Source organism: Chryseobacterium hilariae (genome assembly GCF_051400735.1).
Taxonomy (GTDB): domain Bacteria; phylum Bacteroidota; class Bacteroidia; order Flavobacteriales; family Weeksellaceae; genus Chryseobacterium.
The window spans coordinates 233024-260020 of record NZ_JBLFFJ010000004.1 but is presented as its reverse complement, the minus strand read 5'-3'; the positions used below and the strand labels follow the sequence as shown (position 1 = coordinate 260020).

Sequence of the window (26997 nt, the reverse complement as noted above, 5' to 3'; positions counted from 1 at the left end):
TTAATTGTTCTAAATAAATAATCGAATTGATATTTATCATAAAACTATTAAGTGGTGAATAACAAAACCCCGCTTCAGCATTGCTGAAGCGGGGTTTTTATGAGATTTTATTATTGAATCCTTAAGCCGGAATTTCTCCTTTGTATAAGAATGAAATAATTTCTTTGTTCATTTTGTCTACCATTTCACTGAATAAGTGGAATGATTCCTGTTTGTAAATTACCAATGGATCTTTCTGTTCGTAAACAGCTCCCTGCGAAGATCTTCTCAGGTCATCCATTTCACGAAGGTGAAGTTTCCAGTTTTCATCAATGATGGATAAAGTAATGTTCTTCTCAAAATCATTGATAAGGCTCTCACACTGAGTTTCATAAGCTTCTTTAAGATCGGCAACAATCGTCATCGTCTTGTGTCCGTCTGTAAAAGGAACCTGAATCATTTTGAACATGGAACCCTGGTTTTGATATACATTCTCAATAATAGGGAATGATTTCTCTTTCAGTAAGTTCAGTTTCATTTTGTAATCTTCCTGAGCTGCTTTGAAAAGAAGGTCTGTTAATTCAGGAATCTGCTTGCTCTTGAAATCATTTTCAGAAACCGGAGATTCCATAGTGAAGAACTTAATGACATCAAATTCGAAATCTTTATAGTTTCCTGTAGCTTTTCCTTTAGCAACAATTGAATTGGAAACATCGAAAATCATGTTCGTAATGTCATATTTCAGGTGATCCCCGAACAGGGCATTCTTTCTTCTTTTATAGATCACGTCACGCTGCTTGTTCATTACGTCATCATACTCAAGAAGTCTCTTTCTGATCCCGAAGTTGTTTTCTTCCACTTTCTTCTGAGCTCTTTCAATAGACTTGCTGATCATAGAGTGCTGAATGACTTCACCTTCCTTATGCCCCATTCTGTCCATCATTTTTGCGATTCTCTCAGAACCGAATAAACGCATCAGGTTATCTTCAAGAGATACATAGAACTGAGAGCTACCAGGATCTCCTTGACGTCCCGCTCTACCTCTGAGCTGTCTGTCCACACGTCTTGAATCGTGTCTTTCAGTACCGATAATGGCTAAACCGCCAGCTTCTTTTACTTCTTTGGTAAGCTTGATATCCGTACCACGACCTGCCATGTTCGTTGCAATCGTCACAACTCCTGGCTGTCCGGCTCCGGCAACAATCTCAGCCTCTTTTTTGTGAAGCTTCGCATTCAGTACCTGGTGCGGAATTTTTCTTAATTGAAGCGCCTTAGAAAGCAATTGAGATATTTCAACAGAAGTAGTACCTACAAGTACAGGTCTTTTTGCTGCTGTTAATTTTTCAATTTCCTCGATTACGGCGTTATATTTTTCACGGTTAGTTTTGAAAACTAAATCCTGTCTGTCATGTCTTAAAATAGGACGGTTCGTAGGAATTACCACAACATCTAATTTGTAGATTTCCCAAAGCTCTCCCGCCTCTGTTTCAGCAGTACCCGTCATCCCCGCAAGCTTATTGTACATACGGAAATAGTTCTGAAGCGTTACTGTCGCAAAGGTCTGCGTAGCCGCTTCAATCTTTACATTTTCTTTAGCTTCGATCGCCTGGTGAAGACCGTCTGAATAACGTCTTCCTTCCATGATACGGCCTGTCTGCTCGTCAACGATTTTCACTTCACCGTCTATTACCACATATTCATCATCTTTTTCAAATAATGTATATGCTTTTAACAGCTGGCTCATTGTGTGTACACGCTCAGATTTTTCAGCGAATTCAGAGAAAAGTTTTTCTTTAGCTTCAAATTCTTCTTCTTTAGATAAATTTTTAGCCTCAACTTCTGCGATTTCTGTTCCGATATCCGGAAGAACGAAGAAATTGTTATCTTCATTTCCCTGAGACATGTATTCAACGCCTTTATCTGTAAGATCTACCTGATTGTTTTTCTCTTCAATAACGAAGTATAGGTCTTTATCTACGATCGGCATATCACGGTTGTTGTCCTGCATATATTGCGCTTCAACTTTCTGAAGCAATGCCCTGTTTCCGCTTTCCGATAAGAATTTGATTAATTGTCTGTTTTTAGGAAGACCTCTGTAGGCCTGAAGCAATTTGAATCCTCCTTCTTTTGTGTTTCCTGCAGCGATTAATTTTTTTGCCTCATTAAAGATGGCAGAAACTGTTTTTTTCTGAACTTCAACAATTCTGTCGATAGAAGGTTTAAGAACATCAAACTCCTGTCTATCTCCTTGAGGAACCGGACCTGAAATAATCAACGGTGTTCTGGCATCATCCACCAATACGGAATCTACCTCATCCACAATGGCAAAGTTCAATTCTCTCTGTACAAGTTCTGTAGGTGAAGTTACCATGTTATCTCTCAGATAATCGAAACCGAATTCGTTATTCGTTCCGTAGGTAATATCTGAATTGTATGCTTTTCTTCTTCCGTCTGAGTTCGGCTGGTGGTTATCGATACAGTCGATAGACATTCCGTGGAACTGATAAAGAGGCCCCATCCATGCCGAGTCTCTTTTCGCAAGATAGTCGTTTACGGTTACTACGTGAACTCCTCTTTCAGGAAGTGCATTTAAGTAAATAGGCAATGTTCCTACCAGGGTTTTACCTTCACCGGTTGCCATTTCGGCAATTTTACCGCTGTGAAGAATAACACCTCCGATAAACTGAACATCATAATGAACCATATCCCAAACTACAGGAGTTCCGGCTGCGTCCCATGAGCTTTTCCAGATTGCAGTATCTCCCTGGATTTCTACGAAATCTTTACCCGCAGCAGCCAGTTGTCTGTCCCAATCTGTTGCTTTAACACGGATTCCTCCGTTCTGGGCCCATCTTCTTGCTGTTTCTTTTACCAGGGCAAAAGCTTCAGGAAGGATCTGAGCAAGAACTTTCTCTTCAATGTCGTATGATTCTTTTTTCAGAGATTCAATCTTTGAGAAAAGAGCTTCTTTTTCATCTACATTAGTTGAATTTTTTACCTGCTCTTTTATCTGTTCTATCTGCGCTGTTATTTTGCTGGTTGAAGATTTTATGTTCTCTTTAAATTCAGCAGTTTTTTCTCTCAGCCCATCATCAGTTAACTGTTGAATGGCTGGTTCTACAGCTTTGATTTTTGTTACAACTTTTTTTACTTCTTTTAGGTCCTGCGCTTTTTTGTCTCCCAAAAACCCTTTAAGAACTTTGTTTAAAAAACTCATAAATTTTTTGCTTTATGCTTAAAGCATATTGCTTTAAGCGTTTTACTGACACGCTTATCGTGTGATGTTATATATAAAAAAGGGCAAAAAAGCTCTAAGCATGACGCTCAAAGCTTATTGCTTTCATTAATATTCGTCTTCGTTCCAAAGGAAATCCTCGTCGGTAGGATAATCACTCCAAACCTCTTCGATAGATTCATAGATCTCTCCTTCGTCTTCAATTGCCTGAAGGTTTTCAACTACTTCCATTGGTGCACCAGTTCTGATTGCATAGTCAATAAGTTCTGCTTTTGTCATTGGCCAAGGTGCGTCACTTAGGTATGAGGCTAATTCTAATGTCCAGTACATAATTTTCTGATTTTTTGCAAAAGTATAAAATTAGCTTATATTATACGCTTTTTTATACTTGATTTTCAATTCTTTTTGATTAATTTTTATTAATTCGCCGTCATAGACTGCATTACAGCCGTGTCAGCAACTTACATGCTGTCATTTTCTCAAAAACCATTCCACAAATTTTTTTATGCCATTTTGGAAGTCTGTGTCTGGTTTGTAGCCAATTAATGTCTTCGCTTTTGTGATATCTGCATTGGTTTTATGGACATCCCCCGGCTGCATTGGCAGATTTTTCTTCATGGCAGAAATTCCTAAGGTGGTTTCTATTGTACGCAGCATTTCAGATAAAGTAACCACCTCGCTTTCTCCAAGATTAATAATTTCATAAACTCCGGAATGAGCCTCTAAATAAAGGATGGATTTCGTGATTCCGTCGATAATATCATCAATATAAGTATAATCTCTTGCTGTATTTCCATCACCATAAAATGAAATTTCCTGTCCTTCCGAGATCAGTTTTGTAAATTTATGGATGGCAAGATCCGGTCTCTGTCTGGGACCATATACCGTGAAAAACCTAAGCTGGATCATATCTATATGATAAAGGTTATGGTAAACATGTCCCAGAATTTCACCGCTTTTTTTGGTGGCAGCATAAGGAGAAATGGGATGGTCTACATTATCTGCTTCTGAAAAAGGAGTCTTTTCATTGTTGCCGTAAACGCTTGATGAAGAGGCGCATATGAATTTATTGATGTTGAATTCTTTGCAGAGTTCCCAAAGATTCATCGTTCCACGTACATTCACCTCTTCATATTCCAGAGGTCTTTCAATAGACGGACGTACTCCTGCAAGAGCCGCAAGATGAATAACAAGGTCGATTTTGTGACTTTTAAAAATAGTTTCAAGTCCTTTTTTATCACGGATATCCTGATAATACATCTGATATCTGTCTGACTGTGATATAGCGATTAAATGTCTGATATCGGTCTCTTTGTCCGAAAACTCAAAATCCGAAATTTTATCGATAGACTCTAATGTGTTTTTAATTTTTGTCTGATAATTATAGAAATCATCAAAATTGTCAACGTTTATGACAGAATGTCCATTCTTTAATAATCGTTCTATTAAATGTGAACCTATAAAGCCGCTTCCTCCAGTTACAAGATAAATCATTTGTGGATTTTTAATGGACAAAAATATAAATTTACTTTTTGAAAATATAATCATTAAATTTACTTAAAAAAGTAATATAAATAGTATGCAGTTTCAAGGGCAAATTTTAAAAATGACGAGCTTCGATGCACAGCCAATTCAATATTATCTCAATCTTTCGGGAGACCTTATCCATATGAACGAGCTGTTCGGAAAAGAACTGAGGATAAAACATACCGGATTTCAGTGTGTTAATTGCGGAGAGGACAAGCCTGTTTATAGAATGGGGTTCTGTAAGAGCTGCTTCTTCGAAAGCCCTTATGCAAGTGATACAATTATTCGTCCAGAGCTTTCCACGGCTCATCTGGGAGTTGCTGAACGTGATCTGGAAATAGAAAAACAAATCCAGCTGCAGCCTCATACCGTATATCTTGCCTATACCGGTGATGTAAAAGTAGGTGTAACGAGAAATAACCAAATCCCGACAAGATGGATAGATCAGGGAGCTACTTTTGCACTTCCTATCGCCAGAACAGAGAACCGTTACGAGGCAGGAATGATTGAGGTTGCCTTAAAAGAGCATCTTCCTGATAAAACAAACTGGAAAAAAATGCTTCAGGATGATTTTGAGGGAGAGATGGATCTTGCCGACTTTCAGCAGAAGATCAGACAGTATTTTCCCGAAGATTTCCAGAAATTTTACAGCGAAGGAGAAAACTTATGGATGTTTGATTATCCTTTTGAAAAACCGGAAAAAGTAACTTCTTTTACGCTGGACAAAAAACCAGAGTTTACGGGTAAGCTTACAGGTATCAAAGGACAGTATTTAAGTTTTAGTGGGGGAGACTTTATGAATGTAAGAGGTCATGAGGGTTATGTTATTGAATTGGAAATAAAAAATTAATCCTTATATTTAAAATAACGAAAACTAATCACAAATATGAAAACATGGGTTAAAAAGTTATTGATAGGCCTTGGAATTCTGCTGGTCATTCTTCTGGCTGCAAATTTCGGGTTGAATATATGGCTTAAAACCCAGCTTCCGGACTATATAAAGAATAATACCGACTATAAGGTTTCCTATAAAAAACTGGATGTAGATCTTGGTTCAGGGAATATTTTTGTGGCAGGAATAACGGTAAACAGCAAAGATCCCCAAAATGCCAACGTGATTGGGCTCCAGGGAACAATTGATAGCATAAAGATCAGCCGTTTCGGAATTTATGACGCTGTTTTCAATAAAAAAATCAGCTCATCTGATCTTCTGCTGGCTAAACCCAATTTAAATATCAGTCTCGCAAAACCAGTAGATCGCAAAACGGGAAAAAAAAGAAATCCGGTTTTATTTGAGAATATAAGGATCAATAAAGGAACGATCAATATTTTCAAGCATACCAAACAGAAATTTCTGTCTGTTCAGGAGCTCGATCTTTTTGTAGAAAACCTTCAGATGACCGAAGAATCTGTAGAAGATAAACTTCCGGTAGTTTTTGACCGTTATGATATCAAAGGGAAGAATTTTTTCTTTCGCCCGGATAATGTTTATGCCATTACAATCAGCAATATTGTAACATCAAACGGGCAGATGTCAGTCGGAAATTTCCGATTGATTCCGCTGCTTTCTTTTGAACAGTTTAAAAGATTTTATCCAAAAAAGCCTAAACTGTTTGAATTTTCCATTCCAAAGATGGATTTTAAAGATGTGGTTTTAAAGAAGAATAAAGTTTCGCTGGCTAATGCTGATTTTCAAAATCCGGTTCTTACTGTTCATAATACAGGAATAAAGCCCAAAAAGGCTGAAAATAAATTGAATTTTGAGGTCAATCTGGAAGACGTGAAGCTTAACAACCTCTCGGTATTGGTCAATAAACCTGACGGAAGCAGACTGTTTTTTGCAAAAACACTGAATGTGAAAGTCAATCAGCTGAAGTTTGATAAAGTCACGGCAGCAGAAGTAATTCCTGTTGGATATAAAGATTTTCATTTTTCAGGAAGGGAAATACAGTATTCGAATCACCGGAACTTTGCTATTGAGAGGTTTGCATTAAATCCGAAAAGCGGTGAAATCAGGAATCTGATTCTGTCTTCCGGAAAAACGGTAGCAGAAAGAGGTTCTATGAACTTGAAAACCAGTCATATTGCGTTCAATATCAACAAGCTTGAATTTATTGAAAGAAAACTTAAGCTGGATCTTAAAGATGTCCTTGTTGAAAATATAAGCGGAACAATTAAGGCCGCTAAAAACAGGATTAAAAGGAAACCGGGCCCGGGAATAATACAGTTAGTAACAGTCCGGAAAATGACCGTTAAAAATTCGGATATTGTTTATGATAAAGGAACGCAGCCATTAGCATTTCATGACCTTAATGCAACTGTTAATGCAATTGAAATTGCCCCAAAACCAAATAATGAGGGGCTCTCTTTCAAAATTAAAGACTATTTTCTCACAACCAGGAACTTTGCTTATAAAACACAGTTCTATAATTTAAGCGCAGGTCTTTTAAAATTAAATAAAAATAAGATCCAGATCAATAACTTTGCAATGAAGCCTCTCGTTTCAAGAGCCCAGTTTATCAAAATGATACCTGTTGAACGTGATCTATATGATCTCAAGGCTGTGCAGATAACGGCGGATGGAAGCTGGAATCTGTTTTCAGACAATAAGTCGATTAATGCTTCAAATGTGACCGTTCTTTCTGCCGATGCCAATATCTTCAGGAGTAAAATCCCGAAAGATGATCCTAAAATAAAGCCTTTGTATTCCAGGCTGCTCCGGTCTATAAAAATTCCAATGACCGTCAATAATCTTGAACTGAAAAATTCAGTTTTGGTCTATGAAGAAGATACTCCGGAAAGCGCAGGGCCCGGAAAACTAACGTTCAGTAGTTTTAATATGAACGTTAAAAACCTTAATTCTGGCAAAACAAAAGGAAAATCTACCAAAGTAGATATCAGGATCAATTGCTCATTCATGAACCTGGCACCGCTTTCAGTGAACTGGGGCTTTGATGTGGCAGACCATAATGATGGATTTTCAATTTCAGGGAAAACATCCAATCTTCCTGCTAGCGGAATTAATCCGTTCATCAGGCCTTACCTTCATGTCACGGCCACTTCAGGTACAATTCAGGAAATGTTATTTAACTTCAAAGGGAATCCTGCAGGAATAAACGGAACATTTAACCTGAAACATAAAGACCTCAAAATTGCTGTTCTCAATAAGGATAATCGTGAGAAAAAAGGAGTGCTGACCGCTGTTGCTAATCTTTTTATAAAATCCAATTCTGAACAGTTTCCGGAAGCGGTGGCGGTGGAAAATGTTGAGCGGGACCCTACAAAATCGTTCTTCAATCTGTTCTGGAAAGGAATTGAGCAGGGACTGAAGAAAACCTTAATAAGCAAGAATATTGAGAAAACAGAAAAGACCGTAAAAAATGCAGTTTCCTCTGTGAAAGATGTGAAAGAGACTGTGAAGGAACTGAAACAGGAGATAAAGGTCAAGAAAGAAGCTGAACCAAAGAAAAAGGAAAAAAAAGGTTTTCTAAAGAATGTCTTCAGGAAAAAAGAAAAGCCCGAAACTGAGTAATTCCGGGATTATATCTTTAAGCTTAAAGCCTGATTTTCAAATTTTGAAATTAATTCTTTTAAAAATTAAATTCATCGCTTTCCTGGATAGGGATATCTCTTAAAAACTCATCAAATTTTTCTCCCGGATAGTTGCTTTCCGCTCCGTAAGAATCTATGATCATTCCGTGGTTTCCGGCGTTGTCCTTTACAACATACAATACTGCATTATCGTCTGGATTGCTGTCCCCTTCAAAACGGTATGTTTTTAAAATGGTCAGCTCGGAAGGCTGGTATACTTTTTCTGAATTTTCAAATTTCATCTCGCAAGCCTCATTCATTCTGAACTCTCTGTGAATTCCTCTTTTTGAAAGAGTATTCATAACCTGGCTCAACGTTGTCATCCTGTCTATATTTTCTGAATTATCCATAATATTATTTTTTAAAAGTACTACAATAATTAAACCATTGATTTGCTAAATTTAAATAAAAAGGCAATTGCATCTTTCATTGAAATCATACGTAATGTTAACAAAATTTATAATTCAAAAAAATAAAATAGGTATACTTTTTGCAATAGATACGTTAATAAATCAGACAAAATATGAAAAAAGAAGTTGGCGTTTTACTGGCAGGGGGAGTTGGTCTTTTGGCAGTATTAGGTTTTATTGGAATAAAAAAGATATTGACTAAAAAAGATAAAAAATATAGTGATACCTATTCGGATTATCACAGACATTTTGATGAAAAAAACCACGACGATGAATATCACGGGGTGGAATTTTATGCACTGAAGTAGTAAAAGAATATATTTAATTATGTTAAATCCGGCTCTGTCAAAGGGGCCGGATTTTTTGTGGATAACTTTAATGTTAAAACTTATTATTTTATAAGAAATCCATTATAATTTTACATCATAATGCAGAACGAAAAATTCATAAAAGGACAGGGAGCGCAGCGAAACGTGGTCAACCGTTTCGACAGGTATACCTATGAGCCGGATGATGAAGATTTCGAAACCATAAAAACCTCTTTTACGGAAGTTTTTCCGAAAACTATTGTGAATCAGGTGAAAAGCGAAGACCTGCCAATGGAGTATTCCATGAATCCGTACCAGGGCTGCGAACATGGATGTTCCTATTGCTTCGCAAGGCCTACTCATGAATACTGGGGTTACAGCGCCGGAATTGATTTTGAAAGAAAAATCATGGTAAAGAAAAATGCTCCGGAATTGCTAGAGAAATTTTTCCAGAAAAGAGGTTATAAACCAGCGCCCATTCTGCTTTCGGGAAATACCGACTGCTATCAGCCTGCAGAAAGGCAGTTTGAAATCACCAGGAAACTGCTTCAGGTCTGCTTGGATTACAGACATCCGGTGAATATTCTGACAAAAAATGCACTTGTTCTGAGAGATCTGGATATTTTAAAACCTATGGCAGAGCAGAATCTGGTCTCTGTGTCACTTAGTATTCCTACTATTAATGAAGATCTTAGACGCAAAATGGAACCGAGAACAAGCTCGGCTCCGAATAAATTGAAGGCCGTGGAGATTCTTACAGAAAACAAAATTCCCGTGCATGTCATGGTGGCGCCCATTATTCCCGGTCTGAACAGTGATGAGCCGTTAAGTATTTTAAAAGCTATTTCTGATGCAGGGGCCTTAAGCTTCGGCTATACGTTGGTAAGGCTGAATGATACGGTAGAGCCTGTTTTTGTTAACTGGATAGAAACCCATTTCCCGGACAGAGCACAAAAGGTTTTAAATCTTATCCGCTCCATGCGTGGCGGAAAACTAGGTGACAAAAGATATTTTGAAAGGCAGAGAGGTGAGGGGAATATCGCTGAAATGATCCATAATACATTCAAAATCGGGAGGAAGAAATTTTTTGAAGGGAAAGAATTTACCAAGCTTTCTACAGCAAATTTTACCGGGGCTAAAGATCAGCAATTGAGGTTGTTCGATTGAACTTAAAATCATGTTTTAGCTCAAAAGTGGTTGTAAAAAAAACCGCTCCAAAAAGGAACGGTTTTCTTATTCGTTTTGATTTCAAATTACATAGAATCATCCGGACATTGGAAATCATCGCTGCAAGCTGCACAGATTACAGTTCCGCTGCAATAATACATGCAGAATTCCGGTTCCGGAAGCTTAATTGCTCCTGCTCCTGAGATGCTTTTTAACTGGCCTTTGTTTAGTTTTTTTAAATTTTTCATACTGTTTTAATTAAAAATTTGATAGTACGATAAAGATAATTAAAATATTTTTAACTAAAACAAGATGTGGTAGAAAGGAGATTAAACTTTTTTGATAAATTTTAATCTGTATTAAAACAAAAGTCAATAATTAATCTGAGGGTTACCCCTATACATACCAATTATTGACTTTTTATATTTACTTTTTGATAAGTCCTAATTCAATAAGTCTTTCATGTAAAAATTCTCCTGCAGTTGTATCTTCATATAACTTAGGATTGTTTTCGTCAATACAGTTTTCAAGAGCATTCAGTGACATCTCGCTTACCGGATGCATAAAGAAAGGAATTGAGTATCTTGAAGTTCCCCATAATTCTTTTGGTGGGTTAACCACTCTGTGAATAGTGGATTTCAGCTTGTTATTAGTATGTCTTGACAACATATCTCCAACATTGATCATTAATTCGTCCGGTTCTGCAATCGCATCGATCCATTCTCCGTTGTGGTTTTGAACCTGAAGGCCTTTTCCCTGAGATCCCATCAAAAGAGTGATCAGGTTGATGTCTCCGTGAGCAGCTGCTCTTACTGCATCATCAGGCTCCTGAGTAATTGGAGGATAGTGGATAGGTCTTAAAATAGAGTTTCCTTCAGCGATCTTGTCGTCAAAATAAAACTCATCCAGACCCAGATACAGCGCCAAAGCTCTTAATACATACTGGCCTGTTTTTTCAAGCATTTGGTAGGCTTTTTTACCTACTTCATTGAATTTTGGAAGCTCATCAACAGTCACGTTGTCAGGATACTGGGATTTGTATTTTGAATCATCAGACACATACTGTCCAAAATGCCAAAATTCTTTTAAATCACCTTTTTTGAAACCTTTAGCGGTTTCTTTACCGAATCCTACGTAACCTCTCTGGCCGCCGATTCCTGGAATTTCATACTTCTGCTTTGTTTCTACAGGCAGTTCAAAAAAGTTTTTAACCTCTCCGTAGAGTTCATCTACTAATTTGTCATCAAGAAAATGGCCTTTTAAGGCAACAAAACCAATTTCTTCATAAGCTTTTCCGATTTCATTTACAAATTTCTGTTTGCGTTCCGGGTTGTCCGAAAGGAAATCACGCAGGTCTACACTAGGTATTTTATCCATTTTTAGAAATTTACGAATCACAAAATTACATATTTTTTAAATGAAATGATTTTAAAATAAGTATTTATCAGTTAAATTTGCTGTATGAAAAAATATTCTTCGAAGAGAAGTATTCAGATACTTGCCCATCTTCTTCAGCAGTACGGAATTTCAGATGTTATCATTTCACCGGGATCCAGAAATGCACCCCTGGCGATCCATTTTTCAGAAATTGATGGCTTCAACTGTTATAGTATTGTGGATGAAAGAAGTGCAGCTTTTGTAGGAATAGGTATGGCTAAAAGTGAGAAAAAACCGGTAGCAATAACGTGTACCAGTGGTTCGGCAGTAGCAAACTATTACCCTGCAGTTACAGAAGCTTTCTATCAGAATGTTCCGCTTCTGATCCTTACTGCCGACCGGCCTACGGATTTTGTAGATATTTTTGACGGGCAGACCATCAGGCAGAAGGATATTTTTCATCAGCATTCTTATGGCGACTTTCAGCTCTTGGAAGACAGTAAAGAAAATGCGGAGGACATTAATTTTGACATTATTAAAAAAGCAATCGAGCTCTGTTTTGAAAAACAGGGTCCGGTTCATATCAATATTCCTTTAGAGGAGCCATTGTACGAATTGGTTTCAGAGCTTCCTTCTTTTCCTACCGTTGAAAAAACTATCAGACAGAAGGAGTATGAGGTGCCATCCAATTTAATTGCAGACTGGCATACGTCCCAAAGGATCATGATTTTGGTGGGAACCAAAGATCACAGCCCGGAGCTGGAAAACCAATTAACACAGCTGGTGAAAAACCATTCTGTTGTTGTATTGAGTGAAGCCAACTCTAATCTGTATCATGAGAAGTTTTTCAGACATATAGACCGTTATATCTTTAATTTTACTGAAGAAGACTATAAAACCTATGCTCCGGATCTTTTGATTACGATAGGGCAGAATGTAGTTTCCAAAAAAGTAAAACAGTTTCTGAGAAATGCCCGTCCGAAGCAGCATTGGCACCTGGATGAAGTATGGCAGCCGGATACCTATTTCTCTCTGACTGAAAAGATAGAGGTGAAGCCTGAGGTTTTCTTTTCAAAATTTCTGAAATTTATCAATCTTGAGCCGAGACCTTATTTTAATCTTTGGGATGTTTTAAGGGATAAAAAAGATGCAAAGCATGAACAGTTCCTGAATAAAGCTGAATTTTCGGATTTTTATTTCTTTAATAAAGCTTCACAGACCATTCCTGAGAACTATAATATTCATTTCAGTAATTCCTCAGCGATCAGATATGCACAGCTGTTTGATTTTGGAAAAAGGAAAATGTACTGCAACAGAGGAACTAGCGGTATAGACGGCTCTACTTCTACAGCAATGGGCTTTGCCATAAAAAACGCAAATCCGACTCTGCTAATTACGGGAGATCTTGGGTTCTTCTATGATATCAACGGACTTTGGAACCAATACATTCCGCCGTTTGTAAGAATTATTATTTTCAATAACGGTGAAGGGAATATCTTTAAAATCATTCCGGGACCGGGCAATGCCAACCCAAATACTTTAGACGAATTTATAGCAACGAAACATCGCAAACATGCTGAACACCTGGCGAAGCATTTTGGTTTCTCTTATATTAAAGTTGAAGATGAGCCCACGTTAGACAGGGTTTTGGAAAATTTCTTCAAACCAGACCTTCAGCCAAAAATCCTTGAAGTAAATACCTACGGGAAAAACAGTGCGGATGTTCAGAAGGCTTATTTTGAATTCATGAAAGGAAATTAAAGGTCAAGATATTCTTCGTTTCCCGGTAAATTTGTAATCTTGTCAATAGGATAAATAAACATATCATCAAAATCATTCAGAGCATTAATCAGTTGAAAATGAGAAAACTGCTTAATGTTCTGAAGGGTGATTTCAGCTTCTTTTATCTTCTTATGTTTCAGGAGATTCTGTCGCTGTACTCCGTTCAGAAGATAGGTTGCCGGCGTGAACCAATCCTTACCCTTTAAGAAAAGAATATTGGAAAAAGAAGTATCGGTGATGTGGTTGTTTTTAACAATGATGATCTCTTCAGCTTTTGATTTCATTTTCATTTTGTCCAATTCCTTACGGTCTTCAAACTTGAAAGAGTAGTCGAAGCTGTTGTTTTCAACCAGCTGAAAGCTTTGTATTTCAGGAATGGCATATGGGATCATCATGGTCCTTACCCTTTTCTCCAGGTCATAGGAAAGTCTCAGTTTGAAAAGACCGTCTTCATCATGTTCTAGATTTTTGAAGATCTTGGCCAGATCAATAGAGCCCTCTTTACCGAAATGGGCAAAAGTCTGGTTGATGCGTTTTTGATGTAGTTCCAAAAGAAAAATCTCCTGATCTTCTATTTTTATGCTTTCAATGAATTGGGACATAGATTTTATTTTTCATTTCCTGATATTCGTCTTCTAACTTGCTCATATGTGTTATACCGCCACCACTTTTGAAATAAAGCCGGTCGCCTTCTTTTTCAATAAAGCGGATCATTACGCAACTGTCAAGATTTTCACCGTCAAACCAGCCGCATACTCCGGTATAATAACCTCTGTCATATCCTTCCGCATCTAAGATTATTTCCAGCGTTCTGGGCTTTGGAGCTCCAAGAATTGATCCGGCGGGAAGCAGCTTTTTCATCAAGCTTCCTATTTTTCCTGCAAATTCAGGCTTTACCTTCCCTGAAATTTCAGAACTCATCGCATACAAATCTTTCTGCTGTGTCCTGATGAGGTCTATATGCTGGAACTGGTCAACTTTCACATCATCTGCAACCATGCTGAGGTCATTCCGGAGAAGATCAACAACCGTATAATGCTCCGCTTTCTCTTTCTTATCGTTTTTCAAAACTTCAGCTGCATTTTCCAATGATGCATCAATAGTACCTTTCATTGGGTAGGTCAAGATTTTGCCGTCAATAATCTTTACAAAAGTTTCAGGAGAAAAAAATACAAAAAAATCTTTATAAAAAACTTTGTACTTTGCATTTGAGTGATAAAATATTTCTTCAAGGCTTAAATTGGTCTGAATTTCGGTTTTTCTGGTATAATTGACAAGATAAGAATTTCCAAGACGGATATTTTTCTGAACATTGTCAAATCCTTTTTTAAAGCTTTCCAGCGTTTCCGGAAATGATTTCCATTCAATTTTTTTATTGAGGCTGTATTTCTGTTTTGAGTTTGAAAATAGTTGAAAATCAATTAATAAACCTGATTTATTAATTTCATTTTCTCTATAGATTTCTATATTCTCCGAAAGGAAATCGATCATGAAAAAGTACGGAACCTTCTGAAAGGAAAGTTCGTCCATTTCCATAAATTTTTGATGATTCATTGAAAACATCCTGCAAAAATAATTAATGATGATTACTTTTGTGTAAAAATTTTTTAATGCAGAGCAGATATCCTCAGAAACCGGGAATTGATTTTATACTGAAGCAGGCTTTTTTCTATTGGAATAAGACGCTTTTCTTTCAATTAATATTTTCAATATTTTATTTTGGAATCTTTTTTACAGTGTTTTTCTTCTTCGATGGAAAGTATGATATTTTAACCCAATATGCAGAAGTAGCAAAACATGCAAAAGAAGGTGTGGAAGCATATTCTGCACAGATTGTAAAAATGCAGTCGAATCCGGGATTTAAATATTTTTCCTGGGCTATTATGGGGACCTCTATTTTTCTTTATCCCCTCAATATCGGGTTTTATCAGATTTACAGGAAAATTGACCTGAATGAGAAGCTGGAATTAGGAGACCTTCTTGTAGGATATAACGGGTTTAATTTTTTTAAATATATAGGCTATTATATTTTCTGGTCATTTGTTTATGTTTATACATTTCAGACCATTATCCTTGCCGTTATCTGGGTATTTGTCACCATTTTTGTAGCTCCGCTGCTGTTTTTTACAAATAAGAGGATTTTTGAAGCGATTTCGCTGAACCTTCAGGCATTAAGGAAATATTTTTTAGAAATATTGGTATGCGTTATTGTTGCGGTTTTCTTTAAGTATATAGGATTTGCATTGTTTTTTATAGGCGGACTCTTTACGTTCCCGTTTTGGAATGCAATGATTTACTCTCTGTATAAAACGGTTTTCTCGGAAAAAAGTTAAATTTTAAAAAGGTTTAATATGTTTTTATGGCAAAAAAAGTTAAATTTGGTGAAACCATTAAAATATTAAACTATGTCAGAATTTAATGAATTTGATCAGCAGGGATCCGTTCCAAACAGAGATACAGGATCTATTATTTCGCATTCTTTTGAAATGTATAAAGGCGTTTTTCTTTACGGGATTGTCGCAATGATAATTTACCTTATAGGAGGCTTCATCATACAGTCTGTCAGTGGATTCAATTCTGCATCCATGATGGAGGAAATGAGAGATGCAGGTGGAGATTACTCAAGCTTCAACTACTGGAATGCCCCGGGATTTTCGCTTTATCTTTCGCTATCCGGTCTTTTGGGCATCTTACTCGCTCCATTATATGTAGGACTTATTTACATTGTGAATAAATATAATACTAAAAATCAGATCGATTTTGCAGATTTATTTATCGGTTACAAGCAGAATTTTGTGAATATCCTGATCTACAGTATTCTTTCAGGGATTATTTCAAGTGTTGCGATGGCGCTGTGCTTCTTCCCGTTTATTTTTGTTTATCCTTTCCTTTTATTGGGATATCCTATTTTATTATTCGAAAATGCATCGGCTACTGAAGCATTAGGGAAGTCTTTTAATATTGCCAAGGAAAATTACGGAACGTTTCTTGGAACTACCGTATTGGGAGGACTGATCTCTATTGCAGGAATTGTTTTATGCGGGATTGGTATTATTTTAACAGCTCCTTTCATGATGATCGTTATGTATTCTGCTTATTGTGCTTTTTTAGGAAAACCGAGACAAATCGAATTTAAGAAATAAATAAAATAATAAGATAGAAACACAATGGATAAAGATAAACAGATAAGCAATGTTGCGATAAAACAAGTTGCCCTGCTGGCTATAATTCTGGTGCTTACAGGATTAATCTGTTTTAATCTTTCACTGTTCATCCCGTCAGTGCTTGGGGCGATCACTATTTATGTGGTCTGCAGAAGATATAATTTCTATCTGCAGGAAGAAAAAAAATGGAAACCCTGGCAGTCATCGCTTGTTTTGATGTTGGCCAGTCTTATTATCCTTATTCTTCCGATCTATTTTATTGCCGACCTTCTTATCGATAAACTTGGGAATGCCCAGGTTTACATGGCGAAGTTCAATGTGTTCCTGGATAAGATACATTCATATATCTATTCTAAAACAAGTTTTGATATTCTCAGCAAAGAGAATATGGATAAAGTAAAGAGCTCTGCAGGAAAGTTTTCCACATCAGCAGTTAGCGGGACATTTAATACGCTTACTGTAGTACTGTCCATGTATTTTATCCTTTATTTTATGTTGGATAGGCCAAGGCTGTTTGAGAAGATCCTTAGTTCTTCCGCCCCCTTAAAGAGAGCTAATATTTCTTTGATCGGCGATAAGCTTAGAAAGCTGATCATGGCCAACGCGATTGGAATTCCTGTTGTTGCTTTAGGGCAGGGCATTGTAGCATTGATAGGATATTTTATCTTTGGAGCACCCAGTCCGGTTCTTCTTTTTGCTTTAACGGCTGCTGCTTCAATGGTCCCTGTTGTAGGTGCGGCTATTGTATACATTCCCGTATGTATTTTTATGATTGCGGAGGGAAATACAGGCCAGGGGCTTGGTTTGGCGGTCTATTGTTTAGTCGTGGTTGGACTTACGGATAACCTGCTTCGGTTTACCCTTTTAAAGAAACTCGAAAATATCCATCCGTTGAATACCGTGTTCGGAATTATCATGGGAATGAACTTATTCGGTTTTATGGGACTGATTTTCGGACCAATCCTTATTTCGTTTACTCTGCTTCTGATCCAGGTTTACAGGAATGAATTTTCAGATGAAGAGACACCGCCGGATCTTAAACTGCCGGATAATGATGAGGAAGAAAAGGTTAATTTAATTGTATAAAAGTGGAAGGCGTAAATTCAGAAATATTAAAAGAAATCTGCATCGTAAAGATGCCTTTCGGAAAATACGAAGGAACAGTGCTTGCTGATCTTCCGGTAAGCTATCTGGAATGGTTCAACAGAAAGGGTATGCCTAAAGGAAAATTAGGAATGCAGCTTTCAACCGTTTACGAAATTAAGCTCAATGGACTGATGGACCTTCTGATTCCGATCAGGGCCTCTTTAAGATAAGAAAAGATCTTTTCTGATTATAATTATACATTTAGGGCGGCATCGAAGATGCCGCCCTAAATTATTATAATGCAATCAATTATTCTTTCAAAGCCGCGATCTCATCTCTAAGCTTAGCCGCTTTTATAAAATCAAGATTTTTAGCAGCAGCTTCCATTTCTTTCTGCTTCTGTCCGATGATTTTTTCAATGTCTTTGCCTCCATAGCTGGCTTTCGTTTCAGCAGCTTTCTGAAGAATCTCTTTTTGAGTGTATTTTGGATCCGGGAAGTCTTTACTTCTTCCCACAAGATTTTCCGAAATCTTTTTATTTAAGGCCTGAGGAACAAGTCCGTTAGCTTCATTATGCTGTATTTGTTTGTTACGGCGGTATTCCGTTTCATCCAGGGCGGCCTGCATAGATTTTGTGATTTTATCGGCATACATAATCGCTTTTCCGTTAACATTTCTTGCTGCACGTCCTACGGTCTGGATCATCGACCTTCTGCTTCTGAGCATTCCCTCCTTATCGGCATCCAGAATGGCTACCAGAGACACTTCCGGAAGGTCAAGCCCCTCTCTTAAAAGATTGACCCCGATGAGTACATCGAAAATCCCCAAACGAAGGTCCTGCATAATTTGGATACGTTCCAGCGTTTCTACATCTGAGTGGATATATCTTGTTCTGATCCCGAATTTCATAAAATATTTGGTAAGTTCTTCGGCCATTTTCTTTGTTAAAGTAGTAACCAGAACCCTTTCATCAGCCTCAGCCCTTTTTCGGATCTCTTCCATCAGATCATCAATCTGGTTCAGGCTTGGCCTTACCTCAATAATGGGATCCAGAAGGCCTGTCGGACGGATGATCTGCTCAATATAAGCTCCTCCGGTTTTCTCCAGTTCATAATCTGCTGGCGTTGCGGAAACATAGATCACCTGATTTTGCATGGCTTCAAATTCCTCAAACTTAAGTGGCCTGTTGTCCATGGCTGCCGGAAGCCGGAAACCATATTCCACCAAAGCTTCCTTTCTGCTCCGGTCGCCGCCGTACATGGCATGAACCTGGGGAACGGTAACGTGGCTTTCGTCAATAACCATCAAAAAGTCTTTCGGGAAGTAATCAATCAGGCAGAATGGCCTTGAGCCGGGAAGCCTTCCGTCAAGATATCTTGAATAATTCTCAATCCCTGAGCAGTAACCCAGTTCCTTGATCATTTCAAGATCCAGTTCTGTTCTCTCCTGAAGTCTTTTAGCTTCCAGAGGTTTTTCAATAGAATTAAAGAAATCCACCTGCTTTACCATATCATCCTGGATGCTTCTGATAGCTCCGTTTAAAGTTTCCTTCGATGTTACAAAGAGGTTGGCGGGATAAATCTGAATCTGGTCAAAATTAGAATCCACATTTCCACTTACAGGATCAAAACTCTGTATTTTTTCAATTTCATCTCCAAAAAACTGAATTCTCACTGCATTGTCAGCATATGCCGGGAAAACATCAATAACGTCCCCTTTTACACGGAATGTACCTCTTTGGAAGTCTCCCAATGTTCTGGCATACAATGCATTAACTAAGGAATGGAGAAGAGCGGTTCTCGTTACTTTTTCTCCAATAGCTAATGTAATGAGTGATTTATGAAATTCTGAAGGGTTTCCGATACCGTAAATACAAGAAACCGAAGCTACGATCAGTACGTCTCTTCTTCCCGAAAGCAGGCTGGCTGTTGCAGAAAGTCGCAGTTTCTCTACTTCTTCATTAATGCTTAGGTCCTTCTCAATATAAGTTCCGGTTGTCGCAATATAGGCTTCCGGTTGGTAATAGTCATAGTAGCTGACAAAATACTCAACAGCGTTATCAGGAAAGAATTCCTTAAACTCCATGAATAGCTGGGCTGCCAGAGTTTTGTTGTGGGCAAGAACCAAAGTAGGTTTCTGTACATTCTGGACAACATTGGCGACAGTAAATGTTTTCCCGGAGCCCGTTACACCAAGAAGGGTCTGGTATTTTTCGCCGATCTCAATGCCTTCTGTAAGCTTTTCGATCGCTTGTGGCTGGTCGCCTGTAGGTTTATATTCTGATTGAAGATTAAAATTCATAGGAAATGATGTATACAACAAAAATACGAAAGAAATTTTTAGCCTTCATAAAGTATTTGAAGATGAATGTTTTAAATTTTCATCCGATAATGCATACAAAATAAAAAAAGCGCTAAACTTATAGCGCTTATTAACTGATCTTACTGGAAACTCATCGTGGCTGGTAGCTTGTATACGCTTGCTACAGCTTTTCCATTTCTTGTGGCTGGTTTCCAGACAACTCCATTACTTGCCTCGGTAATGGTTCTGATGATTTCTTTATTAAGTCCTTCATGATCACCTGAGGCTGTTACTTGACTTACTTTTCCTGTTTCATCAATGTGTATAAATGCCGTTGTTTTTACGAATTTCTCTTTTCCGTTAAATATACTGGCGTCAAGCATTGATGAAACTTTTGAACGAAATGATTTTATCCCTTCAGGAAATTCTGCCTGAATAACATCCTTGTTCTGTTGTGTGTTTACATTTGTGTTATTACCTTCATTGTCAGACGGCTGTACCGTTTTTTTGGGAGAAATGGTATCTGTAATAGTTTTTAGACCTTCCTTTTTGTATCCAATTGCTGTACGGGGCTTCTCCTCTTTTATTTGTTCGAAATAACTAGGCACTAAAGTGGCCTGAGACGACTGCGGATTTTTGGCAGGCCTTACGTTTGCTTTTTGAGCAGGTTTATCAGCTGCAGGATTAATTGCATAGGTTCTTTCGGCGAATAGAGCTGTTGCTGCAATGATAGCTGTGATTCCTGCCGCTTTGTTCAGGACAATGAATCTTGATTTTTTCTTTGTCATCATAATAAATCGTTTTTTGGTGTTATTAAAATTAAATGAATGGGTAAAAGGCAGATTCTGGATATTGATAATCTCATCAAGAATCAAATTCTGGTACTCTTTTATATCGTATCTGCTGTTCAAAACAGCTTCGTCTGCAAGAAATTCATGGTTGGTGATGATTGCTTTTTTATAAATATGAAGAATTGGATTGAACCATGTGAAAATTTTCAGGATATCTATAAAAATAAGATCTATGCTGTGTTTCTGGTCAATATGGTTTTTTTCATGCAGGAAGATCATTGGATCAATTATATTATTTTTTATATAACTCCCGCCTAAATAAATAGTACTCCAAAAGCTAAATGGAGGAAGGTTTTCATGGGTTACTATAACCGTGTAATTCTGATAGATCATTTTTTCACCCTGTATTTTTTTGATAGCTATAATTGACAGGATGCTTTTTATTAAAAGGAAAAGAGCAACGGTTCCATAGATGAACCATATCAGATTCATCCAATCAAAAATTTCCTGGGCGGGCTGGATGGGGATGATCTGCTGTGCCGTATCTTCAAATATGATCCTAGATTTATTATCTGTTTTTGGCGGCTGTACTGTGATGGAAATGAATGGGATCACATAGGAGAAAATCAAAGAAGAAATCAAATAAAACCTGTTAAATCGGTACATTTTTTCTTTTTGCAAAAACAGGTAATATACAGCCATAAATACCGAAGAGCACAGCAGTATTTTTAGAATAATGATGAACATTTTTTATTCTTTTATCTGTTGATCTATTATATCACGGAGTTCTTTCAGCTGCTTCTGACTGAATTTTGCATTAGAAGTAAAAAATGATGCAAACTGAGTCACCGAGCTGTTGAAAAAACGGTCAATCATAGAGGTCATTTCCTCGTTGAAATATTCCCCTTTTTCTACTTTTGGATAGTATTCACGGGAATTTCCATATAATGTATAGCCTACCAGGTCTTTATTCTGCATTCTTTTCAGCAGGGTAGCAATTGTGGTGGCGGCAGGTTTGGGTTCCGGGTAAGACTCAAGGATGTCTTTCATGAAAATCCGTTTTTTTTTCCAAAGAATTTCCATAAGGCTTTTTTCGGAATCGGTTAATTTTATCTCTTTCATTCTACAGTTTTGTAATTTGTTCTACAAATGTAGAATTAAAATTTATACCAGCAAATTTTTGTGGCATTATTTTTCCATTATTTTTGTTATCACTAATTACAATACTATGAAATTCAACCCAATTTATGTATCGGCACTCAGTGTTTTTTTACTTGTATGTTCATGTAGTAAAAACAGTGCAAATGCCCAGCAGACAGGAACCGACGGTAGTGTAGAAACCGTAAAACCGAATACAGACTACAAACCAGCTTTTAAAGGACAAACCAGAACTAAAGCTGTAAAAACCACAACAGCCTATAAAGTTGAAGTCCTTAATAAAGATCTTGGCAAACCTTGGGGGATTATAAATCTTCCCGATGGAAGGTTTCTTATTACCGATAAAAACGGGCATATGAATGTAGTTTCAACTGATGGGAAACAGGTTTCTAAAATCGGAGGATTCCCAAAAGTAGATTCAAAAGGACAGGGAGGAATGCTGGATGTAGCCCTTGATCCGGATTTTAAGACGAATAATATTATTTATTTCAGTTTTTCAGAACCGTTTGGTGAAGGAAATCTGACATCGGTGGCCAGAGGAAAACTTTCAGCAGATCTTAAAAATATTTCAGAAGTTAAAGTTATTTTCCGTGCAGAACCTTCCTACGATGGTGATAAGCATTATGGAAGCAGGCTGGCTTTTGATAAGGACGGAAATTTATTTGTAAGTACCGGGGAAAGGTCTGACAAAGAAACAAGAGTGTATGCTCAGAAAACAGATAATTATTTAGGAAAAATATTAAAAATTACAAAAGACGGAAAACCTGCCCCCGGAAATCCATTTATCGGAAAACAAGGATACAAGCCAGAAATTTATGCCTATGGTATAAGGAATCCGCAGGGAATGGCAATAGACCCGAACGGAACTCTTTGGGATGTTGAAATGGGTCCCAGAGGTGGTGATGAAATCAATCTGATACAACCCGGGAAAAATTATGGCTGGGGAGATGTTACCTATGGAATTGAATATTCCGGAGCGAAAGTAGGAGATGGTATTACCCAAAAAGAAGGAACGGAACAGCCGGTTTATTACTGGGATCCTGTGATCTCTCCAAGCGGAGTCACTTTCTATACAGGGAATATAGAAGAATGGAAAGGAAATCTTATTATCGGGTGTTTAAGTGGCGAGCACATTAACAGGATCGTAATGAAAGATAATAAAGTGGTGGGAGAAGAACGCCTTCTTGCTGACCAGAAAGAACGTTTCAGAGATGTGCTGGATGGAATGGATGGCAGCCTGTATGCCGTTACAGACAGTGGTAAGCTCTATAAAATCTCTAAAAAATAAAAAGAGGCTGTATCAGCAGATTATTTCAACAAAATCAAAATTGCTGATTATTCTTACGCTGATACAGCCTTTTATACTATTTAAAACTTAAAGTTAAGTCTTGCGAAAGCCTGTCTTCCTGCAAAACCCATCTGTACAGGATCGAAAATACCACCTGATTCTGTATTGCCGTCTACATGTGCTGTCTGCAGAGTAGGATAGCGGTTAAAAAGATTTTTGCTTCCGATGGTAAGATTGAAGCTTTTGGAAAACTCATAACCAAAGGAAAGGTCAGTCGTTACTTTTGCACCATATAGCTGATAATCATCTGCACCATTGTAGCCTATCAGCTTTACTTTATCAAATCTTACCAGCTGAAGGTTAGCATTGAATTTATCAATTTTATAGTTTAAATTCAGATTGACTTTTGTTTTGGGAGCAGACGCTAAAATAAACGCTCTTTCTCTCGCACTCAGGTAGACGTCCTCTTTTCCTTTTAATTTTTCTGAAGTATTTATCTTTGTGATTTCCATTTCGTTATAATTTCCTGCTAAAGTAGCGGAAAGCTTTCCTGAACCAATATTTTCAGTGTAACTTAAGATAATATCAACACCTTTTGTGCTGGTATCTATTGCATTAGTGAAAAACTGAGCCTGGTCGATATGATTATCGGCTAGGATTTGACCTATTGCATCATCCTCTTGAGTGAAATTTCCTGTTAAAACTATACGGTCTTTTACTTTAATATAGTATCCATCCACGGTTGCAGTAAATTTTCCTGAGTTAAAAGTGAATCCGGCACTTCCGTTTAACGAGGTTTCCTGCTTTAATTGTGGAATTCCAACTGTTTGTGCAAGGTCACTATCATTAGCCGCAAGCTGTATAGTGACCAGGTTTCCCCCTTGAAAGTTTGTAAACTGAAGACTATAGTACTTTTGTGCCAGAGAAGGCGCCCTGAATCCTGTAGAAACAGAACCTCTGAATGCAAATTGGGGAGTAATGGCATACCGCGTTGCAAATTTACCATTTAGAGTGCTTCCGAAATCACTGTAGTTTTCAAACCTTCCTGCCACGCTGATCATCCAGCTTTTGGTGATATCCAGTTCGGTGTCTACATAAGCAGCAAAATTATTCCTGTTTTTGTTAAATTCCTGTGAATATCCGGGAAAGCCCTGGGAACCTCCGGGACGCACTTCACCTGAAATGGGATTGGTAACAAGCTGACCTTCGGGAGTATCCGGTGTTACAATATTTCCGTTAATGTCATACATTGCATACGATGCTTCTTCTCCTTTGATGATCCCAAATTCTTCATATCTGAATTCGGATCCGAGAGCAATGTTTAATCCTTCCAATACCTTAAACTGTTTTGAAGCATTAAAACCTGTCGTATTCTGCAAAAGAGAGTGTCCGCCGGCATTAAAACTCGTTGGAGATTTTATTCCCAAAGTTGCATTTATTGTATTGTCTATCTGATAAGTAAATCTGTTACTTCCGAATGCATTGTAAAAATCTACATCCCAGTTAGCCACCTTAAATTTTAATCCGTTGTCAAAAGTGAAATCTGTAATGCTGGTATCTTCTATAGGATTAAAACCGTTAGGATAAACTTCAGGAATATTTCCGTCTGCATCCGGTGATCTTGTCCAAGCATAGGCATTCGTCTTACGATAGGAAAAGCCCTGGCGGGAGTAGAATTTCAAGCCATCAGACAGAGGAAGCTCTACATTTCCGAAGAAATAAATATTCTGAGATTTTGCATCTCCAAACCTCTCTCTCGGTGATGAATACTTTTCCGGGTTTGCATTCCGTATGGTACGGTCTTTATTGACAAATTCAACAGTGAAATTACCGAAACCTCCTTTGTTGCCTATTCTTGTTCCTAAATTTCCACTGAAATCAAAAGTAGTTCCGTCTACTTTATGATCTGATACTACATCTTTATTCCCTGGACTTTCAAAAAGATTCATTCCATAAAAGGCATTCCCCTCAAAACCGTGGTTGCGGTCATTAAGAATAACATTGATAACCCCGGCTATCGCATCGGATCCATATTGTGCAGAAGCTCCGTCCCGAAGCACTTCAATTCTTTTTATGGCCCCGATCGGTATAGTATTCATATCTGATCCGGTATTTCCTCTTCCTTTTGTTCCGAAAACATTGATCAGCGAGGACTGATGATATCTTTTTCCATTCAGTAAAAGAAGGGTCTGATCCGGGCCAAGCCCGCGAAGGGTTGCAGGATCTGTTGCATCAGCTCCGTCTGACCCGGACTGCTTATTGGAATTAAAGGACGGCGCGCTGAACTGTAGAAGCTGGTTCACTTCTATCTGTCCCGTTGACTGGCTTACCTGTTTGATATCAATTACATCAACGGGAACAGGAGTGTTGGTAACAGTTCTTTTTTTATTCCGGCTTCCGGTAATGGAAACTTCCTCTATTTTTGATTCTTTGGAGATCGTATCATTTGTATTTTGGGAATACAACATGGATACTGTTCCCAAAAAAAGAACACTGGTGTACTTTAGTTTCATATTTCATATTTAAGTTAGTGATTGTATCAAAAATATTGAATTTTAACCTCAAATCAATATGAAAATATGCTATTGTGTAAGAATTATTTAAATAAACTGTATTTTTAGCTTAATTCGGAAAATTATTAATTAAAAATTTAATAATAACGAAAATTATTAACATTAAAAACTTTTAATAATACGGTCAAGCCCTTCTACCAGGATTTCAGTGGAAGTAGAAAAGCAGATCCTGATATGACCTTCAGCACCTTTTCCAAACCATCTTTCAGAGCCGGGAACAACAGCTACTTTTCCTTCTTTTAAAACATGCTCGGTAAAGGCTTCACTTGAAAACCCATTTTCAATTTTTGGGAAAATTACAAAGGTTGCTTCCGGTAAATTGGGGGTTAAAATACCCGAATTACTTAACATGCTATAGGCAAGATCTCTATTATGCTCCAGGTGCTCCAGGAAGCCATTAAACCAGGGTTTCCCCTTTTCAATAGCTACACTTGCTGCGATTTGAGACAACGTGGAAACGCCTTCAATAGTAGAATTGAAATGGGATTTTTCTGTAAAATCATCCAAAATCTCCTGATCATTGCACAAAACCGCTCCAATTCTCAAACCGGCAATCCCGAATGATTTTGAAAACCCAAAAACAGTAAAGCTTTTCTTTTTAGCAGCTTCTGACACTGAAGAATAGGTATTGAATTCTTTTTTGTTATAAACAATATCGCTCCATATCTCGTCACTCATTACCCACAGATCATGGGCTTCAGCTATTTGGGAAATCTTTATCAAAACCTCTTTTGAATAAACCCTTCCCACCGGATTGTGAGGGTTACAGATGCTGATCAGTTTTGTTTTTGATGAGATTAAAGAAGTCAGCATTTCAAAATCGATCTCTCCTGTTTTGGAATCTACAGCGCATAATTTGATGTTTCCACCTGCTGCTTCCACTGTTTTTTTGAACAGGAAATCAACCGGGTCGAAAATGATAGCTTCATCTCCGGGGCCCAAAACATATTTGGCAATCAGAAACATCCCTTGGGCAGCACTGTTTACGGCCAAAATATTTTCTGGCGTGAAGCTTCCGTTCTTTTCCGTATTGAAGTGTTTTGCAACGCTTTTTTTGAATTCCGGAATTCCTGAAAACGGGCCATAGCTGAGGTATCCGTCTTTAATATATTCAATAATTCCCTGCTCGATCTCGGTAGACATTCTGAAATCCGGATCTGCAGCTGTTAAAGGAATAATTCCGTTTTCCAGGGTTGCCCATCTTCCGTTATATGCTTTTCTTTTCAGGGCTTCGAAGTTGATATCTTTATTTGTAAACAT

The 26997-nt window shown here is 37.6% G+C and carries 23 protein-coding genes; 10 read left to right on the top strand and 13 right to left on the bottom strand.

The genetic code is table 11. The features are described 5' to 3' along the window. Positions 1–121: 121 nt before the first annotated feature. From secA to ACMGDK_RS13675, 3 genes are all read right to left on the bottom strand, one after another. Positions 122–3196 carry a preprotein translocase subunit SecA gene (secA, locus tag ACMGDK_RS13685; protein WP_436808469.1) on the bottom strand — a complete coding sequence of 1025 codons (3075 nt, stop codon included), beginning with the start codon at positions 3194–3196 and terminating at the stop codon, positions 122–124. Positions 3197–3322: 126 nt separating this feature from the next. Further along, complete coding sequence (locus ACMGDK_RS13680; protein WP_002662059.1) at positions 3323–3544, bottom strand: DUF2795 domain-containing protein; 222 nt, start codon at positions 3542–3544, stop codon at positions 3323–3325. A 141-nt stretch (positions 3545–3685) separates the two neighbouring features. Then, a complete protein-coding gene (locus tag ACMGDK_RS13675; RefSeq protein ID WP_436808468.1) occupies positions 3686–4708 on the bottom strand; it encodes a GDP-mannose 4,6-dehydratase in 1023 nt (340 codons plus the stop codon). Between the two features lie 85 nt (positions 4709–4793). Here ACMGDK_RS13675 and ACMGDK_RS13670 point away from each other — a divergent pair, with 85 nt between their 5' ends. Together ACMGDK_RS13670 and ACMGDK_RS13665 are read left to right on the top strand one after the other, a co-directional pair. Next, a complete protein-coding gene (locus tag ACMGDK_RS13670; RefSeq protein ID WP_436808467.1) occupies positions 4794–5591 on the top strand; it encodes a DUF2797 domain-containing protein in 798 nt (265 codons plus the stop codon). Between the two features lie 36 nt (positions 5592–5627). Continuing rightward, entirely contained in the window at positions 5628–8273 is a 2646-nt protein-coding gene (locus ACMGDK_RS13665; RefSeq protein WP_436808466.1) for a hypothetical protein, read from the top strand. 58 nt (positions 8274–8331) lie between these two features. On the opposite strand, the gene ACMGDK_RS13660 is transcribed toward ACMGDK_RS13665, so the two are convergent. Next, on the bottom strand, positions 8332–8682 hold the full coding sequence (locus ACMGDK_RS13660; RefSeq protein ID WP_436808465.1) for a hypothetical protein: 351 nt from the start codon (positions 8680–8682) through the stop codon (positions 8332–8334). 173 nt (positions 8683–8855) lie between these two features. Here ACMGDK_RS13660 and ACMGDK_RS13655 point away from each other — a divergent pair, with 173 nt between their 5' ends. Together ACMGDK_RS13655 and ACMGDK_RS13650 are read left to right on the top strand one after the other, a co-directional pair. Then, complete coding sequence (locus ACMGDK_RS13655) at positions 8856–9050, top strand: hypothetical protein (RefSeq protein ID WP_111953749.1); 195 nt, start codon at positions 8856–8858, stop codon at positions 9048–9050. A gap of 120 nt (positions 9051–9170) precedes the next feature. Beyond that, positions 9171–10217, top strand: a complete 1047-nt coding sequence (locus tag ACMGDK_RS13650) for a PA0069 family radical SAM protein (RefSeq protein WP_436808464.1) — start codon at positions 9171–9173, stop codon at positions 10215–10217. Between the two features lie 86 nt (positions 10218–10303). Here the strand turns inward: ACMGDK_RS13650 and ACMGDK_RS13645 are convergent, their stop codons facing one another. Then, on the bottom strand, positions 10304–10465 hold the full coding sequence (locus tag ACMGDK_RS13645) for a bacteriocin-like protein (protein WP_167409392.1): 162 nt from the start codon (positions 10463–10465) through the stop codon (positions 10304–10306). Positions 10466–10643: 178 nt separating this feature from the next. Continuing rightward, positions 10644–11594 (bottom strand): isopenicillin N synthase family dioxygenase, encoded by a 951-nt coding sequence (locus ACMGDK_RS13640; protein ID WP_436808463.1) that lies wholly within the window; start codon positions 11592–11594, stop codon positions 10644–10646. 84 nt (positions 11595–11678) lie between these two features. Between ACMGDK_RS13640 and menD the strand changes: the two genes are divergently transcribed. Beyond that, on the top strand, positions 11679–13355 hold the full coding sequence (menD, locus tag ACMGDK_RS13635; protein ID WP_436808462.1) for a 2-succinyl-5-enolpyruvyl-6-hydroxy-3-cyclohexene-1-carboxylic-acid synthase: 1677 nt from the start codon (positions 11679–11681) through the stop codon (positions 13353–13355). Here the strand turns inward: menD and ACMGDK_RS13630 are convergent. Both ACMGDK_RS13630 and ACMGDK_RS13625 read right to left on the bottom strand, forming a co-directional pair. Continuing rightward, positions 13352–13978 carry an aminotransferase class IV gene (locus ACMGDK_RS13630; protein WP_436808461.1) on the bottom strand — a complete coding sequence of 209 codons (627 nt, stop codon included), beginning with the start codon at positions 13976–13978 and terminating at the stop codon, positions 13352–13354. The genes menD and ACMGDK_RS13630 overlap by 4 nt on opposite strands. Further along, positions 13962–14939, bottom strand: coding sequence for an aminodeoxychorismate synthase component I (locus ACMGDK_RS13625; RefSeq protein ID WP_436808460.1), 978 nt, complete (start codon positions 14937–14939; stop codon positions 13962–13964). The genes ACMGDK_RS13630 and ACMGDK_RS13625 overlap by 17 nt, the downstream gene beginning before the upstream one ends. Positions 14940–14986: 47 nt before the next feature. Here ACMGDK_RS13625 and ACMGDK_RS13620 point away from each other — a divergent pair, with 47 nt between their 5' ends. From ACMGDK_RS13620 to ACMGDK_RS13605, 4 genes are all read left to right on the top strand, one after another. Continuing rightward, positions 14987–15709, top strand: a complete 723-nt coding sequence (locus ACMGDK_RS13620) for a hypothetical protein (protein ID WP_436808459.1) — start codon at positions 14987–14989, stop codon at positions 15707–15709. Between the two features lie 72 nt (positions 15710–15781). Then, positions 15782–16519, top strand: a complete 738-nt coding sequence (locus ACMGDK_RS13615; protein ID WP_436808458.1) for a beta-carotene 15,15'-monooxygenase — start codon at positions 15782–15784, stop codon at positions 16517–16519. 24 nt (positions 16520–16543) lie between these two features. Then, positions 16544–17626: an AI-2E family transporter gene (locus tag ACMGDK_RS13610; protein ID WP_436808457.1), complete on the top strand. Its 1083-nt coding sequence runs from the start codon at positions 16544–16546 to the stop codon at positions 17624–17626. 2 nt (positions 17627–17628) lie between these two features. Then, positions 17629–17856 carry a DUF3820 family protein gene (locus ACMGDK_RS13605; RefSeq protein ID WP_034701224.1) on the top strand — a complete coding sequence of 76 codons (228 nt, stop codon included), beginning with the start codon at positions 17629–17631 and terminating at the stop codon, positions 17854–17856. 79 nt (positions 17857–17935) lie between these two features. Here the strand turns inward: ACMGDK_RS13605 and uvrB are convergent, their stop codons facing one another. The 3 genes from uvrB to ACMGDK_RS13590 form a co-directional block, all read right to left on the bottom strand. Continuing rightward, a complete protein-coding gene (uvrB, locus tag ACMGDK_RS13600) occupies positions 17936–19927 on the bottom strand; it encodes an excinuclease ABC subunit UvrB (RefSeq protein ID WP_436808456.1) in 1992 nt (663 codons plus the stop codon). A gap of 140 nt (positions 19928–20067) precedes the next feature. Beyond that, positions 20068–21465 (bottom strand): M56 family metallopeptidase, encoded by a 1398-nt coding sequence (locus tag ACMGDK_RS13595; RefSeq protein WP_436808455.1) that lies wholly within the window; start codon positions 21463–21465, stop codon positions 20068–20070. Between the two features lie 3 nt (positions 21466–21468). Beyond that, on the bottom strand, positions 21469–21840 hold the full coding sequence (locus ACMGDK_RS13590; RefSeq protein WP_436808454.1) for a BlaI/MecI/CopY family transcriptional regulator: 372 nt from the start codon (positions 21838–21840) through the stop codon (positions 21469–21471). Between the two features lie 106 nt (positions 21841–21946). Between ACMGDK_RS13590 and ACMGDK_RS13585 the strand changes: the two genes are divergently transcribed. Continuing rightward, positions 21947–23164: a PQQ-dependent sugar dehydrogenase gene (locus ACMGDK_RS13585; RefSeq protein WP_436808453.1), complete on the top strand. Its 1218-nt coding sequence runs from the start codon at positions 21947–21949 to the stop codon at positions 23162–23164. A gap of 80 nt (positions 23165–23244) precedes the next feature. Here ACMGDK_RS13585 and ACMGDK_RS13580 read toward each other — a convergent pair whose 3' ends face one another. Both ACMGDK_RS13580 and ACMGDK_RS13575 read right to left on the bottom strand, forming a co-directional pair. Continuing rightward, entirely contained in the window at positions 23245–25677 is a 2433-nt protein-coding gene (locus ACMGDK_RS13580) for a TonB-dependent receptor plug domain-containing protein (RefSeq protein ID WP_436808452.1), read from the bottom strand. Between the two features lie 162 nt (positions 25678–25839). Next, a complete protein-coding gene (locus ACMGDK_RS13575; protein WP_436808451.1) occupies positions 25840–26997 on the bottom strand; it encodes a pyridoxal phosphate-dependent aminotransferase in 1158 nt (385 codons plus the stop codon).